The 16420-nt window shown below is 37.8% G+C and carries 12 protein-coding genes; all 12 read left to right on the top strand.

Annotated elements, in window-relative coordinates:
- Positions 1-27 precede the first annotated feature (27 nt).
- Positions 28-204 carry a hypothetical protein gene (locus BN1243_RS22045; protein ID WP_154669825.1) on the top strand — a complete coding sequence of 59 codons (177 nt, stop codon included), beginning with the start codon at positions 28-30 and terminating at the stop codon, positions 202-204.
- Positions 205-263: 59 nt separating this feature from the next.
- Positions 264-1769 carry a sulfatase family protein gene (locus BN1243_RS08190; RefSeq protein WP_062105845.1) on the top strand — a complete coding sequence of 502 codons (1506 nt, stop codon included), beginning with the start codon at positions 264-266 and terminating at the stop codon, positions 1767-1769.
- 284 nt (positions 1770-2053) lie between these two features.
- Positions 2054-3580, top strand: a complete 1527-nt coding sequence (locus tag BN1243_RS08185; RefSeq protein ID WP_062105843.1) for a glycoside hydrolase family 31 protein — start codon at positions 2054-2056, stop codon at positions 3578-3580.
- 652 nt (positions 3581-4232) lie between these two features.
- Entirely contained in the window at positions 4233-5981 is a 1749-nt protein-coding gene (locus BN1243_RS08180; RefSeq protein WP_062105841.1) for a glycoside hydrolase family 35 protein, read from the top strand.
- Between the two features lie 302 nt (positions 5982-6283).
- The gene (locus tag BN1243_RS08175) at positions 6284-8650 is read left to right on the top strand and encodes a glycoside hydrolase family 95 protein (protein ID WP_062105839.1); all 2367 of its coding nucleotides are present in this window, start codon (positions 6284-6286) and stop codon (positions 8648-8650) included.
- A gap of 252 nt (positions 8651-8902) precedes the next feature.
- Positions 8903-9622: a (Fe-S)-binding protein gene (locus BN1243_RS08170; RefSeq protein ID WP_062105837.1), complete on the top strand. Its 720-nt coding sequence runs from the start codon at positions 8903-8905 to the stop codon at positions 9620-9622.
- Between the two features lie 15 nt (positions 9623-9637).
- A complete protein-coding gene (locus tag BN1243_RS08165; protein WP_062105835.1) occupies positions 9638-11068 on the top strand; it encodes a LutB/LldF family L-lactate oxidation iron-sulfur protein in 1431 nt (476 codons plus the stop codon).
- Positions 11065-11769 (top strand): LutC/YkgG family protein, encoded by a 705-nt coding sequence (locus tag BN1243_RS08160; RefSeq protein WP_062105833.1) that lies wholly within the window; start codon positions 11065-11067, stop codon positions 11767-11769. Before BN1243_RS08165 ends, BN1243_RS08160 begins: the two co-directional genes overlap by 4 nt.
- A gap of 395 nt (positions 11770-12164) precedes the next feature.
- Positions 12165-13157, top strand: a complete 993-nt coding sequence (locus BN1243_RS08155; RefSeq protein WP_062105831.1) for a Gfo/Idh/MocA family protein — start codon at positions 12165-12167, stop codon at positions 13155-13157.
- Between the two features lies 1 nt (position 13158).
- Entirely contained in the window at positions 13159-14139 is a 981-nt protein-coding gene (locus tag BN1243_RS08150) for a Gfo/Idh/MocA family protein (protein ID WP_062105829.1), read from the top strand.
- A gap of 38 nt (positions 14140-14177) precedes the next feature.
- A complete protein-coding gene (locus BN1243_RS08145; protein WP_062105825.1) occupies positions 14178-15044 on the top strand; it encodes a sugar phosphate isomerase/epimerase family protein in 867 nt (288 codons plus the stop codon).
- A 12-nt stretch (positions 15045-15056) separates the two neighbouring features.
- A complete protein-coding gene (locus BN1243_RS08140; protein WP_062105823.1) occupies positions 15057-16118 on the top strand; it encodes a Gfo/Idh/MocA family protein in 1062 nt (353 codons plus the stop codon).
- Positions 16119-16420: the final 302 nt, after the last annotated feature.

Below are 16420 nucleotides of genomic sequence, written 5' to 3'. Positions count from 1 at the left end.
TACAATAGAGTTACTGGAGATCGAATATTGGTAGAGAGGGCTGTTTCAGATGGTATATTTATGCACTTCGGTGATATTGCAGGTACTAGCAAACTAAATCCTAATTTAACTACAAAACAAACAAATTCTGTACTTATTTCCAATAAAGGAAGATCCGATTTTCCTGAACAGCCTTATAAATTTGAATTTAAAGATGGATTTTAAACTATTAATTTTTATCCTATTGGATTTTTTTAAATGCTAATAATACGAGGTGGCATAGAATGCAATCCAAACCTAATGTTATTTTGATAACAACTGATCAGCAAAGAAAAGATTCATTAAGTTGTTATGGATCAGATTTCGTCAATACACCCAACTTGGATAAGATGGCTCAACATGGTATTTTGTTTAATCGTGCATATTGCACTAGCCCAGTCTGTACCCCTAGTAGAGCAACATTATATACGGGGAGCTATGCAAGCAAACATGGGGCCTGGAATATCGGTATGAATGTACCGAGGAACCAGCCATTTTTATCTGAGTGTTTTCGGAGAAATGGTTATAAAACTCATTTGATTGGGAAAGCCCACTTTAACGCCTACAACGGCAATTATGAACAATCTAAGGAACCAGATAGAGATTGGGAAAAGCATTTTAAAAACTTCCATGGGCCGTATTATGGTTTTGATCGGGTAGAACTATCAGTTGCTCATACAATTGGAGGAGGTATAGGACATTACGGATTATGGGTTAAAGAAAAAGCAGGAAAAAGCGAATTTGAGAGCGTTCGGCAGTCTAAAAGATCTTTTGGTGGAGAAGCCTATGATTGGGATTTACCAATGGAACTTCATAACAATTGCTGGATCGTAGAACGAACACAGGAATTTTTAAAGAATAGTATAAAAGAAGAAAATCCATTTTTTCTTAGTATAGGGTTTCAGGATCCGCATCATCCTCATGCTGTTCCTAAAGATAGAGTAGGAGAAATTCAACCTAGTAAAATCCCTTTGCCTATATATATAAAGGGTGAGTTGGATGATAAACCTCCCCATTTTCAGGCTGTGAGGGAAGGCCGTTGGAATGAATACCCAATAAGAGGACGATATGCAATGGCCGGGCAGGGTGGAGGTTTTGATTATAGAAATATAGATGATCAAGATGCCCAACTTGGAAAAGCATACTATTATAAGATGGTTGAGATGATTGATGAAGCAATCGGGGAGATTATGAGGTCACTCGAAAGTCTGGAAATATTAGAAAATACAATTATTGTCTTTACCTCAGATCACGGAGAATTACTTGGAGATCATGGTATATGGATGAAAGGTCCATTTCATTACGAACAATTGATAAATGTCCCGTTACTTGTCCAATGGAAAAATCATCTGCCAGCTGGGATTCAGATAAATTCAATTAATAGTTTAGTTGACGTAGCTCCTAGTTTACTATCATTATGTAATATTCCAATTCCTAATGAATGGACAGGTCTTGATTGCTCGAAGGAATGGAGAGGGGAAATGAAAGGATTAAGAAAACAAGCACTTGTAGAATATGTTGATGAACCGCAGAAGCTTAGATTAAAAACGTTAATTACTAAAAGATATAAACTAACATACTACCCCGGTAATGAATATGGAGAACTCTACGATTTAAAAGAGGACCCTGGTGAGGTAAGAAATTTTTATCAACATCAAGATTATCAAGAGATTAAACAGAAATTATTGATGAATTTAATTGATGAGATAGAGGCCATAGAATTTAGGGCTCATAGGTATGCGTATGCATAAATATATTTTCAAAAGAAAAAAACTAAAATGTTTGGCACTTTAAATGCATATACGGACAATGGATGATTCCAATAAACAAGCTTTTTTATTTTTAAGAGACTCATAAGTTATGTTGACTCTCTGATTTATTTCTAATACACAAGGAACATTTCTTTCAGAGATTGTCTTATATGAAATAGAAATGATAAGGTAAGAGATTATACATCGACTTAAGGCCTCATAATAACTATTTTTATTATACAGTAATAAGATTAAAGAGAAAAATAAACATTAGGAGAGATTTCATGAATAACCAAGTAACATTGGAATTATTGGAAAATGAATACTGGTGGGGAGGGGCTGTATCTGATGGTGTTTTTATGCCCTTCGGTGATGTGGAAGGTAATAGAAAACTAAATCCTAATTTAACCCCAAATCAAGCAAATCCTGTGCTAATTTCTAATAAGGGAAGATACATATGGTCTGAAAAGCCTTATGATTTTAAGTATATTGATGGATTTTTAACGGTCTATAACTGTGATGGTGAAATTATAAAAGGAGAAGGATATGAAAATTTAAGAGCGGCTTATCGAGCTGTTCAAGAAAAATTCTTTCCTCCGAAAGGTCTGATGCCGGACCCACTTATGTTTACAGCTCCCCAATATAATACTTGGATTGAATTAATGTACGATCAAGAAGAAAGTAGAATTCTTGAGTATGCTGAAACAATAATTAAAAAAGGTATGCCACCAGGAATTTTGATGATTGATGACAACTGGCAAGAGGATTATGGGGTTTGGAAGTTTCATCAAGGCCGGTTTCAAAATCCGAAAAAAATGGTAGAAAGATTGCACGATCTAGGTTTTAAAGTGATGTTATGGACATGTCCTTTTGTCAGCCCAGATAGTGCCACTTATCGATTGTTAGCTAGAAAAGGTTATTTAATTAAAAATAAAAAGGGAAGCCCTGCCATTCGGGAGTGGTGGAATGGCCATAGTGCTGTTCTTGACTTGACAAACCCCGATGCTGCAGCATGGTATAAAGGTATACTCGATTATTTAATCAACGAATATAAGATAGATGGGTATAAATTCGATGCTGGGGATCCCACGTATTATCGAAACGATGATCAGTGTGCCGTATCAATTCATGCAAATGAACATGCCGAGTATTTCGCGAAATTTGGTATGCAGTATCCTTTAAATGAATTTCGTGCTTGCTGGAAAATGGCTGGAGAGCCGATCGGACAAAGATTATGTGATAAATTACATAGCTGGGATCATTCGGGGTTAGGCTCCCTGATCTCCAATGGTGTAGCTCAAGGATTAATGGGGTATGCGTTTACTTGTCCAGACATGATTGGAGGAGGCGAGTATCAAAATTTCATGGCAAATTCTGAACACTTGGATCAAGAATTATTTGTCCGCTATGCACAATGCTCCGCTTTGTTTCCAATGATGCAATTCTCAGCTGCACCATGGCGAGTATTAACGGAGGAAAATAATCAATATTGTCTCCAAGCTGCACAATTGCATGTACAGTTTGGAGAAGAAATTATAGAACTGGCGAAGCATGCAAGCAAAACTGGAGAGCCGATCATTCGGCATATGGAATATGTTTTTCCAAACCAAGGTCTTACTAAAGTCAAGGATCAGTTTATGTTGGGTGATGATGTGCTAGTCGCTCCTGTTATACAAAAAGGAATAAGAGAAAGAGTGGTTCAATTTCCTGCTGGAATTTGGGAGGGGGATGATGGGAGTGTTGTTGAAGGCCCATGTACAAAGACCGTTCATGCTCCATTATCCAGGTTGCCATGGTATAGAAGAAAGTGAAGCACATGTCAAAAAACAGTATTGAGATTTATAGAATTTTACTATTTACTTAAATTATTCCTAATGAGCCCGCTTAACAATAGTAAACATATTAAAAAAGGGGGAGAGGAAAGTTTGAAGATCAGTTAGGTGTGATTAAGTGGATTCAAATTGTTGACCGGGAGAGGCAATGCCTCGTTCGCTTAACTAAAGATACTTACTTTGGTTAATACGAGAGGAAGATTTACCGAAAAGACTATAATCAATAATAAAACGAATCTAGTTTTATATCCTGTTAATTGGCCCTGATCTCCTGATTGAAACTACTTGTTCATGATGTATTTTGATGGTTTGGTTTTAAATTGATTAACTATGGACGAACCAGTAGTTAGGAATTTGGTCAGAAGATATTCGCTCAAACACAAATTATTTCTTTGAAGATGGATGTATCGCATATTTTTTATGCAAGCTTCAAGCAAAGGAAGTTTGTGTTCATCAGTTGGACCATACCATATATAATCATCAATTATTCAAACTCTTATAAGAAAATTTTAGCGTGAATGATAACTACTAATAACTTCCATAGGGAACGCTTTCACATAATCCGTGACAATATCGGATTTTTCGATTATGGTAGAGATGGAATTAATTATACTTTAGTAGAGGTGAAAACATGCCAAAATTAACGTACAACGAAAAGTCCTTTCTATTAGATGGAGAGGAAATTAGGCTTTTGAGCGGTGCGATGCACTATTTCCGTACAGTTCCAGAGTACTGGGAAGACCGTCTTTTGAAATTAAAGGCAGCAGGTTTAAACACAGTTGAAACATATGTAGCTTGGAATATTCACGAACCGGAAGAAGGACAGTTTAATTTTGATGGAATAGCGGATATTGCCAGTTTTGTAAAAACAGCTGAAAAAGTGGGTCTTCATGTCATTGTAAGACCTGGTCCGTATATTTGTGCTGAGTGGGAATTCGGTGGATTTCCTTATTGGTTAATGACGGTTCCAAATATTAAACTACGCTGTTTTAATCAGCCTTATTTAGATAAAGTCGATGCTTATTTTGATGCGTTATTTGAACAATTGAATCCGCTTTTAAGTTCCAATGGTGGACCTATTATTGCTTTACAAATTGAAAACGAATACGGAAGTTTTGGTAATGATAAGCAGTACTTGGAGTACATGCGCGATGATCTTAAGAGAAGAGCGGGGGATACATTATTATTCACATCTGACGGGCCTGCTACTAGTATGTTTAGCGGTGGCATGATCGATGGTGTTTTGGAAACGGCTAATTTTGGTTCTCGCGGGCTTGATGCATTCGCCGCGCTTAAAAAAGTTCAACCTGATGCACCTGTCATGTGTCTGGAATTCTGGCACGGTTGGTTCGACCACTGGGGAGAAGATCACCATACTCGCTCGGCTGAAAGCGTTGTCGAATCCTTGGAAGAAATTTTAGAGCAAAACGGTTCCGTAAATTTTTACATGGCACATGGTGGAACGAATTTCGGTTTTTACAACGGGGCGAACCATAATGAAGCGATTTATCAGCCAACAATTACAAGCTACGATTATGATGCATTGTTGACAGAATCGGGAGAAGTAACGGATAAGTTATTTGCTGTAAGAAAAGCAATAGAAAAATACGATGAATTACCAGAAATGAAATTGCCTGAACCACTTCCTAAAAAGAGCTATGGTGAGGTTCAATTTACTGAAAGGGCAGCTCTTTTAGAAACATTAGAGCATATTTCGAAACCACAAACTAGCCCTGCACCATTAACGATGGAAGAATATGGACAAGGCTATGGTTTTATCGTCTACGAAACTACCATCAAGGGTGCCTATGGTAGACAAAGATTAACAGTCCAAGATGTTCATGATCGTGGGCAAGTCTATTTAAATGGGGAATTTGTTGGATTAGTCGATCGGATTAGCGGTAGTGCACATCTCGATGTCGATATTACAGAAGAAGAAACAAAGTTACAAATTATTGTTGAGAATATGGGAAGAATTAACTACGGTCCTTTCCTAGTTGATTTTAAAGGAATTACAGAAGGAGTAAGGCTGTGGAATCAGTTTTTGTTTGGATGGACAGCATACACTCTACCATTGAATGATTTAAGTGCCGTTCCGTTTGCAACGGATGCAAATGTAAAGGAAGATCATCCATATTTTCACCGTGGAACCTTACACATCGATGAAGTTGCAGATACTTTCATTGACGTTTCAAACTGGTCAAAAGGTGTAGTGTTTGTAAACGGGCATAATCTTGGACGTTATTGGGAGATTGGTCCACAACAAACACTCTATGTGCCAGCTCCATTCCTTCGCGAAGGAGAAAACGAGATCATTATTTTAGAATTGCATAAGCATCAAAATAGTGTGAGCTTTAAGGATACACCAGTGCTAGGATAATAGAAAAATATAGGAATTTAACGTAGGAACAGGGAATTTTGATCAAAATGCTCCCTGTTCTTTTTGGTATAAGAAGACATAAATACATGCTACTAATTTCAGTATGATGGTTTCTTAAATCCCTTTTTTAAATGGACGTTGTTGGAAAAAATATCCCTAATATATTCGATTTCTGTATGGTCAGATGTGTGGTAGGGTACTGGTTATTCAGCAATCATTTACTTAGCAACTGTTTAAATTGATTGTTATTTCAAAAAGGTTATCATAAATATAGTTTATAAAAATGGATGTGAAATTATAAAATGAATCTTTTATCATACAAAAAACCAGCAACGACCTGGACTGAGGCTTTACCACTTGGTAACGGAAGAATAGGCGCGATGCATTTTGGTGGGATAGAAGTTGAGCGTTTCCAATTAAACGAGGACACTTTATGGTCGGGTCCACCAGAACGAAAGCAGTACGATGATCGTGAATCTCTAAGTAAGGTTAGGAAATTGATTGACGAGGAGAAATATGAGGAAGCAATTGATGAAACGAAAAATATGTTCGGTTCCTATACCCAGGCATATGTGCCATTGGGGAATTTAACGATCCAACATTTACATGGCCAATTGGCACATACATATCAACGTCAATTAGATATTGAAAAGGCAATATCCTCAGTAAAATATTCTATTGGAAAAGTAGAATATTCAAGAGAAGCCTTTATTTCAAATCCAAACCAAGTACTCGTAGTCAAAATGACAAGTTCCGAAGAAAATCACTTAAATCTTGAAGTATCACTCGATAGCCCACTAAAATCAAAGAGCTCAAATACTCATGAAGAAATTAACATACAAGGAATTTGTCCGGAATATTGCGCACCTAATTACTTTTTTGAAGATAAAGAGCCGATAATTTATGGAGATTTTGAAGTAACAAAGGCTATCCATTTTGAAGGCAGGTTAGCTGTAACAGTAAAAAGTGGACAAATACAGTCTCATGGTGGGAAACTCTCGATCCAAAATGCAACGGAAGTCATTCTTTATCTTTCTGTTGCCACATCTTTCCAAGGATTTGATCAGTTACCAGATAAAGATTTTAAAATATTAACAAAACAAAATGGTGACATACTTTCAAAAGCAAAGAGTATTTCCTATGAGCAGTTGAAAGAAAGTCATATACAAGATTATCAGCAACTTTTTAAACGTGTACACTTTTCATTAAAAAACCCAAAGCAATTAGAAAATCTTGATACGGATGAGAGAGTTGTTAAATATGGTTCGAATGATCTTAATATGGCAGCACTATTATTCCAGTATGGTCGCTATTTATTAATCTCATCTTCTCGTTCAGGAACACAACCGGCCAATCTCCAAGGAATATGGAATAATCAGACAAGGGCACCTTGGTCATCGAATTATACGTTAAACATTAATACGGAAATGAATTACTGGCCAGCTGAGGTGACAAACCTAGCAGAGTGCCATCAACCACTATTGAAAGCGGTTAAGGAATTGTCTGTTTCGGGATCAAAAATGGTAAATAGTCGCTATCGTTTGAAGGGATGGACCGCCCATCATAATACGGATATATGGCGACACGCTGATCCAGTTGGCGGTGAACGCCACGGGGATCCGGTTTGGGCATTTTGGCCAATGTCTGGTCCATGGTTGACTCGACATATGTGGGAACACTATGAATATTCACTAGATCGGGACTATCTGGCCGAAGTTTATCCGATTATAAAAGGGTCTGCAGAGTTTTGTTTAGATTGGCTGATCGAGGATGAAAATGGTTATTTGATTACTTCTCCCTCGACTTCACCTGAGCACTTGTTTCGGACGGAAGATGGAAAAATAGGCTCGGTCACTAAGGCTGCGACAATGGATCTGGAGATCATTTGGGATTTATTTACTAATTTCCTTAAGGCAACTGATGTTCTCAATGTGGAGGACGAGTTGATTCAAGAAGTACGAACAGCTCGGGAACGCCTCCATCCACTACAAATCGGGAAGTACGGTCAGCTCCAAGAGTGGTTAAAAGATTATGAAGATGTGGAAATACATCATCGGCATGTTTCTCAATTGTACGGTGTCTATCCTAGTAATCATATTATAGATGGCCCATTACTTGATGCAGTAAGGCAAACTCTAAACAGGCGAGGGGATGCAGGGACTGGTTGGAGTCTCGGATGGAAGATTTGCTTATGGGCAAGGTTGAAAGATGGAGAGCGAGTGAACGCCTTATTTAGTCAACTTTTCCAAATTGTTTCCAGTGGAAAAGAGCAGATGGTTGGCGGTGGCTTATATCCTAATCTATTCGGAGCACATCCACCTTTTCAAATTGATGGGAATTTTAGCTATACAGCAGGAGTTGCTGAAATGCTCGTTCAATCGCATAAAGGATATATTGAATTATTACCTGCACTTCCATCTACATGGACGCAAGGATCTATTACAGGTATTCGAGTTCGTGGCGGTTTTGAGGTAGGCCTAACTTGGGAAAAAATGCAGATGAATAGATTGGAAGTGTCGTGTCTAACGGGTAATGCTTTTGTTTTGAAAACGGACCAAACTGTAATTGTTCATAAAGAAAATATGGAAGAAGAAAGAATATCACCAGTTGATGGATTAGTTTCAGTCACGATGGTACGCGGACAAAAGTATATTTTTGATTTTGCGTGAGTATCTTCGATATAGTTCGTTTTAAGAAATATGAGGTACCAGTTTCTAATATAGATCTGGTACTTTTTTTTGCATCCAGTAAGTACCTTAACAAATTTGCTAAATCATTGTAACTAGTTAATAATGATAAAAAATCAGAAGAAATATTTAGGTTAACGGTAACAATCTACTGAAAAGTGATATAATTTAGCTAGCTATTAATTATATTTATGATAACAGTGAGTAAGTCTTTATAAGAAAGGGATGGGCCGAATGAAAGTTGCACTTTTCGCAACATGCCTAATCGATATGTTCAATAGTAATGTAGGCAAGGATACAGTTGAGCTACTAGAAAATCTTGGGTGTGAAGTTTCATTTCCTGAATCGCAAGTGTGTTGCGGACAGCCATCCTATAATAGTGGCTATGTTAAAGAGTCAAAAGAAGCAATGAAAAAAATGATAAAAGCCTTCGAAGATGCTGAATATGTCGTCTGTCCTTCAGGCTCATGTGCTTATATGTTTCACGAATATCCTCATCTGTTCACAGGGGACCCTGTATGGGAGCCAAAAGCAAAAAGTCTAGCAGATAAAACTTATGAATTAACACAGTTTATCGTGGATGTTTTAAAAGTAGAGGATGTTGGTGCAAAGCTAGAAGCAAAAGCTACCTTTCATACTTCCTGTCATATGACTAGATTACTAGGTGTTAAAGAGGCGCCTATGAAACTGTTGAAAAACGTAAAAGGTCTTCAATATACCGAACTGCCTGGTAAACATAATTGCTGTGGTTTCGGTGGTACCTTTTCAGTGAAGATGTCTTCTATATCTGAACAAATGGTTGATGAAAAAGTACAAAATGTTGAAGAAACTGACTCGGAAATATTAATTGGAGCAGATTGTGGTTGCCTTATGAATATCGGCGGAAGAATTGATCGAAAAGGCAAACCAATTAGAGTGATGCATATCGCTGAAGTTTTAAATAGTCGGGAATAAAAGGAGGGATAAATGATGCCAATGAAGATTGGAACTGAAGATTTCAAACACCGTGTCGATCAAGGTCTTCATGATTCTTTTATGAGAAATGCTGTCTCTAGTGCCCAAGAGAGATTACGAAACAAGCGGCTTGATGCAGCGGAGGAATTGGGAAATTGGGAGGAATGGCGGTCACATGGTGAAGAAATCCGCCAACACGTATTAGAAAATCTTGATTTCTATTTATATCAACTTAGTGAAAATGTAGCAAAACACGGTGGTCATGTTTTCTTTGCGGAAACACCTGAAGAAGCTAATCGTTATATAAAAGAAGTTGCAGAAAAAAAGAATGCTAGAAAAATTGTAAAGTCCAAGTCGATGGTCACAGAAGAAATAAACATGAATGCTTGCTTAGAAGAAGCGGGCTGCGAAGTCATTGAAACGGATCTAGGAGAATATATTTTACAAGTTGATGACCATGATCCACCATCCCACATCGTTGCACCAGCTCTACATAAAAATAAAGAGCAGATTCGCGATGTATTTGCTGCAAAGCATCAGTATCAACATACAGAAAAACCTGAGGAGTTAGCTTTACATGCCCGTGAGATGCTTAGACATGAATACATGACTGCTGACATTGGGATAACTGGCTGTAATTTTGCTGTTGCTGAAACAGGTTCGATTTGTCTTGTTACGAATGAGGGGAATGCAGATCTTGTTGCAGCGCTACCGAAAACACAAATTACTGTTATGGGAATGGAAAGACTTGTACCGACCTTTGAGGAGATGGAAGTACTTGTAAGTTTGCTGACCCGAAGTGCTGTCGGTCAAAAATTAACAAGCTACATTACTGTGCTTACTGGTGCGCAAGATGAGGGTGACGTCGATGGACCGGAGGAATTCCATCTAGTCATTGTTGATAATGGAAGATCGAATATTTTAGGTGGAGAATTCCAATCCATCTTACAATGTATTCGTTGTGCAGCCTGTGTCAATGTATGCCCAGTTTATCGTCATGTTGGCGGGCATTCATATGGCTCTATTTACTCAGGGCCTGTAGGGGCAGTTCTTTCTCCTTTACTTGGTGGTTATGATGATTTTAAAGAGCTTCCTTATGCCTCAACATTATGTGGGGCTTGTACAGAAGCTTGCCCGGTAAAAATTCCGCTACACGAACTGTTGCATAAACACCGGCAAGAGATCGTTGAGAAAGAGGGGAGAGCACCAATTTCCGAAAAATTAATGATGAAGGCATTTGGTTTTGGGGCTGCTTCACCATCCTTATATAAAATGGCTTCTAAAATGGCGCCGACGGCTTTAAATCCTTTTACAGAAGATCACAAGATTAAAAAAGGTGTTGGTCCTTTAAAAGCTTGGACAGATGTGCGTGATTTTCCAGCACCTAATAAAACGAGATTTAGGGACTGGTTTAAGGAGCATGAAAAGGAGGCGAAAAACCGGTGAGTGGGACAATTCAAAATCGAGATGCCTTCTTAGAAAAAATTGCTAATAGGCTTGGACGAACTCAAATCAAGAATGGACTCCAAAGACCAAATTGGAACTATCATCCTCAAGATCGTGTCTTAAATGGGGCTAGTCCAGATGAATTATTAGAAGTTTTGAAGGCACAATGTGTGCATATTCATACAGATTTAATAGAAACGAACAAAGCTGAATTACCAGCTACGGTGCAAAAGATCGTTTCTAGCTATGGCGGTGGTCCGATCGTCACTTGGAAAGACTCTCGTTTTGTCGAATACGGAGTTTCGCCACAGCTTTATGAACACTGGGAAGTACATGAATGGGATTATTCAAAAAGAGAAGAAAATATTAAACTCGCGGAAACGGCCAATATTGGAATAACGATTAGTGATATAACCTTGGCTGAATCAGGAACGGTTGTCCTTTTTAGTAGTAAAGATAAAGGAAGAACTGTAAGCTTCTTGCCGCTTCATTCCGTGATTATTGTTCCAAAAAGTTCATTAGTTCCCCGAATGACCCAGGCAGCGAGGATTATTAGGGAAAAGACGCAAAATGGTGAGCATTTAGCATCTTGTATCAATTTTATAACAGGTCCAAGTAATTCAGCTGATATTGAAATGAATCTAGTAGTGGGGGTACATGGACCTATAAAAGCTGCTTATATAGTTGTAGAGGATCTATAGGGGGAATTTCTTCCCCTTCTTTTAAAAAAGACGTTTGTCACTCTCTACTAAGGTTAGTTTTTTTAGTTAAAATGACATGTTTTTCTTTAAATCGAGTTTATCTATAAAATATTGGATACAGTTAGAAGTTTATGATATTCTTAACTTAGTAAAGACACTGGGGCTGAAAAAAACTAAATATTTATGGAAACGCATACTAGAAGGTGTGCATTTTCAACTAATTACCATTAAAGTCAATTTTTCATCTAGCCAAGTACGATTAAATCTTATCTGAATATTATGAAGCGAGAGTAGTAACATTGGCTAGAAGAGCTGGTTGTTCTAATAGATTGCAAGATAACCCATGTCTTTTCATTAACTGATCTAGATGATCAATTTGTGAGGTGGTATTGTTGATGAAAATTGCAGTAGTCGGTTCAGGTAAACTGGGACAAAGGCACTTGGACAAATGGCAGAAAATTGAAGGTGTAACTGTTGTTGGACTAGTTGCTAGAAATAGTGAAAAACTAAATAAGGTAGCTGAAAAATACGGTGTTCAACCGTTTACTAGCCTTGAAGAGCTATTGACAGCAACAGACGTTCAAGTAATTGATGTTTGTACACCTACTGATACACACGTTGAATTAGTAAAAAAGGCTGCTAATGCGAAAAAACATGTAATTTGTGAAAAACCGTTAGCATTAACAAGTGCTGAAGCCATTGAGATGATCAATGTATGTAAGGAAAATAATGTGCAACTTCTCGTTGGTCATACTCTTCGCTTTTTTCCAGAATATGCGAATGCAAGAGAACAAGTTAAAAATGGCTTGATTGGAAACCCAGGTGTTATCAGACTCATTAGAGGTGTTCCATATCCAAGTGAAAGAACATGGTATGCGGATGAATCAAGAAGCGGTGGTTTGTTCCTTGATCTTGGGACACACGAATTCGATTGGTTATGCTGGACATTTGGCGGAGTAAAAAGAGTTATGGCTAAAAAGGTAAAACATAGCAGCGAAGAAGCTGGGAATATGGAATATGGTTTTGCAACATTGAAAATGAATGATGGAACCATTGCATATGTTGAATTGTCTTGGGCAGAACCAAAATTCCAAGCATCCTTTGAACTTACTGGTGATAAAGGGATGATTACATATGACTATGATCAAAGTTTTCCGTTAACTGTAAAGCTTCGTTCACCTAATACTGAAAGTGCTCCTATTCCAAAGAGCATGATGCACAAGGATCCATATGAGCGTCAATTTGAACATTTTGTCCAATGTATTCAAGGAAATGAAGACCCAGTTGTTACAGCGGAGGATGCTTTGATGGCTATTCAAGTTGCAGAAGCAGCTGTTAAATCTGCTCAAACGGGACAACCTGTTACTCTTTCGGAAGGAGGAAAATAAAATGAAAGTTGGCATCATTAGTTTTGCTCATATGCATGCGGTTGCTTACGCCAATTATATCATAAAGCATCCTGAGGCCGAGCTTGCCTCCATTTGGGATGCAGACGAGAACCGGGGCCAAGAAATGGCTGAAAAATTTAACTGTCAATACATTTCGGACTTAGATGCATTTTTAGCAACAGATATTGATGCAGTTGTAGTCTGCTCCGAAAATGCTAATCATAGAGAGCATGTTATTAAAGCAGCAAGAGCGAAAAAACATGTACTTTGTGAAAAACCAATTGCAACTAAAGTTGAAGATGCACAGGCAATGATTGCTGCATGTGAAGAAGAGGGCGTACTCCTTGAGATTGCTTATCCTGTTCGTTTTGCACCAGGATTTAAACAGGCAAAAGAACTTATTGAAAATGGCGCAATTGGGGATGTCGTTGCGATTACAGGTACGAATCATGGCAAAATGCCTGGTGGATGGTTTATCGAAAAGGAACTGTCTGGAGGTGGTGCGGCAACGGATCACATCGTTCATATTATGGATATCATTCGTTGGGTAATCAAAGACGAAGTGAAAAGTATATATGCAGAAATGGATACGAGATTCTACGATGTTGATGTTGAGGATTGTGGAATTGCAACTCTCGAATTAGAGTCAGGAATTATTGCATCTATTGATCATAGTTGGTCAAGACCGCAAACATTCCCAACATGGGGAGATGCGATTATTAAATTTGTTGGTACTAAAGGAAGTCTTGAAGTTGATGCATTTAAGCAATATGCCCTCTATTATAATGATGAGGCAAAAGAGATCACTCAGCTTCCATTTGCCGAGGATATGGATGATGGATTAGTGAATGATTTTATTGCCTGTGTCAAGGCAGGTCGTACTCCATCCATTACTGGAACAGATGGTTTACGCACGTTGGAAGTAGTTAAAGCAGCCCATGAATCTAATGAACAGGGTCAAGCTGTTTTTATTGAAAGATAATTTTATCATTAGACTTACTATCCAGAAGGGGTGAAGGTATGAAAATCGGGTTAAGTTCTTATAGTTTATTTCGTGCAATTAATTCTGGGGAAATGTCAATTTTGGATGCGATCCAATGGGTGGCAGACAATGGCGGAGAACATATAGAGATTGTTCCGATGGGTTCGTTGAATCTAGAAAATAACCCTGAACTTATTGAACAAATTAAGGAAAAAGCTGCAAGTGTTGGTATTGATGTGTCCAACTACTTAATAGGTGCTAACTTTATCACAGATAGTCGCGAAGCTTTTGAGGAAGAAGTTGACCGAGTTAAGAAACATGTGGACATTGCTAATGCTTTAGGTGTTAAATTTATGCGTCACGATGTTGCTTGGCGCGCGGGCGAAGATGCTACAATTGAGCAATTTGAAAAGGATCTTCCACTTTTGGTAGAAGCATGTCAACAAATTGCTGATCATGCTAAACAATATGGAATTACAACAAGTATCGAAAACCATGGTTTCTATGTGCAAGCAAGTGATCGTGTCCAACGTCTAGTTAACGAAGTAAATCGCGAAAACTTTAAAACAACGGTTGATATTGGAAACTTTATGTGTGTAGATGAGGATTCCGTTGCAGCTGTTAAGAAAAATATTAAATATGCTTCTGTTGTTCATTTTAAAGATTTTTACTTACGTCCATCTTATCAAAACCCTGGTGATGGCTGGTTCCAGACCACATCTGGAAATTATTTGCGCGGTGCTATAGTAGGCCACGGCGATATTGATATGAGAGAAGTCGTAAAAGTAGTTAAGAATTCTGGTTTTGATGGCTATATTTCTATTGAATTTGAAGGATTGGAAGATTGCCGCCAAGGGTCTAAAATTGGTTTGAGCAATGTCCGCAGATTTTTCGAAGAAGCTTAGGGGGATGAAATGATGAGTAAAGTTAAAATTGGGGTAATTGGTGCTGGTTCGATTTCTGAAGCGCATCTAGGTGCATACGTAAATAATAGCAAAGTAGAACTAGTTGCCATTTGTGACTTGAATGAAGAAAGAGCAAAAGCAAAAGCTGAAAAATACGGTGCTAAAAAAGTTTATGTAGATTACAATGAATTATTAGCTGATCCGGAAGTCGAAGCAGTAAGCATCTGTACTTGGAATAATACGCATGCTGAAATTGCAATTGCTGCGTTACAAGCAGGTAAAAACGTACTTGTTGAAAAGCCTATGACGACAGACATCGACAAGGCACTTGCTCTTGAAGCTGCAGTAAAAGAAACTGGTAAAAAACTTCAAGTTGGATTTGTTAGAAGATATTCTGCTAACACACAAGTTCTAAAACAGTTTATTGATAACGATGACCTTGGAGAAATCTATTACGCAAAAGCAACATGCTTCCGTCGTCTAGGTAATCCTGGTGGCTGGTTCTCTGATATTGAAAGATCTGGTGGAGGACCATTAATCGATCTTGGTGTCCATGTTATTGATGTTCTTTGGTATCTAATGGGATGTCCAAAAGTCAAATCTATTTCCGGTAACACATACAATAAACTAGGAAACAGAAAAAATATTAAAAACCTATCATTCTATAAAGCTGCTGACTTTGACCCAGAGAAAAATACAGTCGAAGATATGGCAAATGCCTTAATCCGTTTTGAAAATGGTGCCTCTTTAGCTGTAGATGTAAGCTTCACACTTCATGCACAAAAAGACGATATCACTGTAAAACTTTATGGAACAAAAGGTGGAGCTGAAATCGAACCAAGCCTAGCGGTTATTTCCGAGAAGTATGACACAATTGTAAACATGCTTCCACAAGTTGATAATCTATCTTTTGACTTCGTTCAAGCATTCCAAGCTGAGATTGATCATTTTGTGGATACTTGTCTTGGTGAAAAAGAAACACTAAGCCCAGTAGAACATGGAGTAGAAATGACAAAAATCCTTTGCGGTATCTATGAATCAGCTGCAAAAGGTACAGAAATTTATTTTGATTAATATAAAACATGCAGTCACATAGTTGACTGCATGTTTTTTTGCGTGTTTAAAGCTCCGCATCAAAGTATAGTGAAGAAGAATTTCTAGTTTTAATAACGCGGTAAAAATCTAAGGCTGCTATCATACGTTTTATTCAAATAGGATAAGTAAAATCGAGTCACGTGATAAGCATTCACGTTTATAAAAGTTTTTTCTGATGAGAGTTGTCAGAGACAAAGAATTGTTTGAATCAAAAAAAATGTCTCTGAAGGAGAGCATCGGAGACAAAAAACAACGGAAACGGCGAAAAATGTCTCTGATAG

This window comes from Bacillus niameyensis, from assembly GCF_001375535.1.
GTDB lineage: Bacteria > Bacillota > Bacilli > Bacillales > Bacillaceae_C > Lederbergia > Lederbergia niameyensis.
Note: the sequence above shows the minus strand (reverse complement) of the source record. Positions and strands in the feature narration are given on the sequence as shown.

What these genes read in the sequence shown, in the direction of transcription:
- BN1243_RS08190 (WP_062105845.1), top strand. Translation starts at nt 264, where the DNA reads ATGCAATCCAAACCTAATGTTATTTTGATAACAACTGATCAGCAAAGA.
- BN1243_RS08185 (WP_062105843.1), top strand. Translation starts at nt 2,054, where the DNA reads ATGAATAACCAAGTAACATTGGAATTATTGGAAAATGAATACTGGTGG.
- BN1243_RS08180 (WP_062105841.1), top strand. Translation starts at nt 4,233, where the DNA reads ATGCCAAAATTAACGTACAACGAAAAGTCCTTTCTATTAGATGGAGAG.
- BN1243_RS08175 (WP_062105839.1), top strand. Translation starts at nt 6,284, where the DNA reads ATGAATCTTTTATCATACAAAAAACCAGCAACGACCTGGACTGAGGCT.
- BN1243_RS08170 (WP_062105837.1), top strand. Translation starts at nt 8,903, where the DNA reads ATGAAAGTTGCACTTTTCGCAACATGCCTAATCGATATGTTCAATAGT.
- BN1243_RS08165 (WP_062105835.1), top strand. Translation starts at nt 9,638, where the DNA reads ATGCCAATGAAGATTGGAACTGAAGATTTCAAACACCGTGTCGATCAA.
- BN1243_RS08155 (WP_062105831.1), top strand. Translation starts at nt 12,165, where the DNA reads ATGAAAATTGCAGTAGTCGGTTCAGGTAAACTGGGACAAAGGCACTTG.
- BN1243_RS08150 (WP_062105829.1), top strand. Translation starts at nt 13,159, where the DNA reads ATGAAAGTTGGCATCATTAGTTTTGCTCATATGCATGCGGTTGCTTAC.
- BN1243_RS08145 (WP_062105825.1), top strand. Translation starts at nt 14,178, where the DNA reads ATGAAAATCGGGTTAAGTTCTTATAGTTTATTTCGTGCAATTAATTCT.
- BN1243_RS08140 (WP_062105823.1), top strand. Translation starts at nt 15,057, where the DNA reads ATGAGTAAAGTTAAAATTGGGGTAATTGGTGCTGGTTCGATTTCTGAA.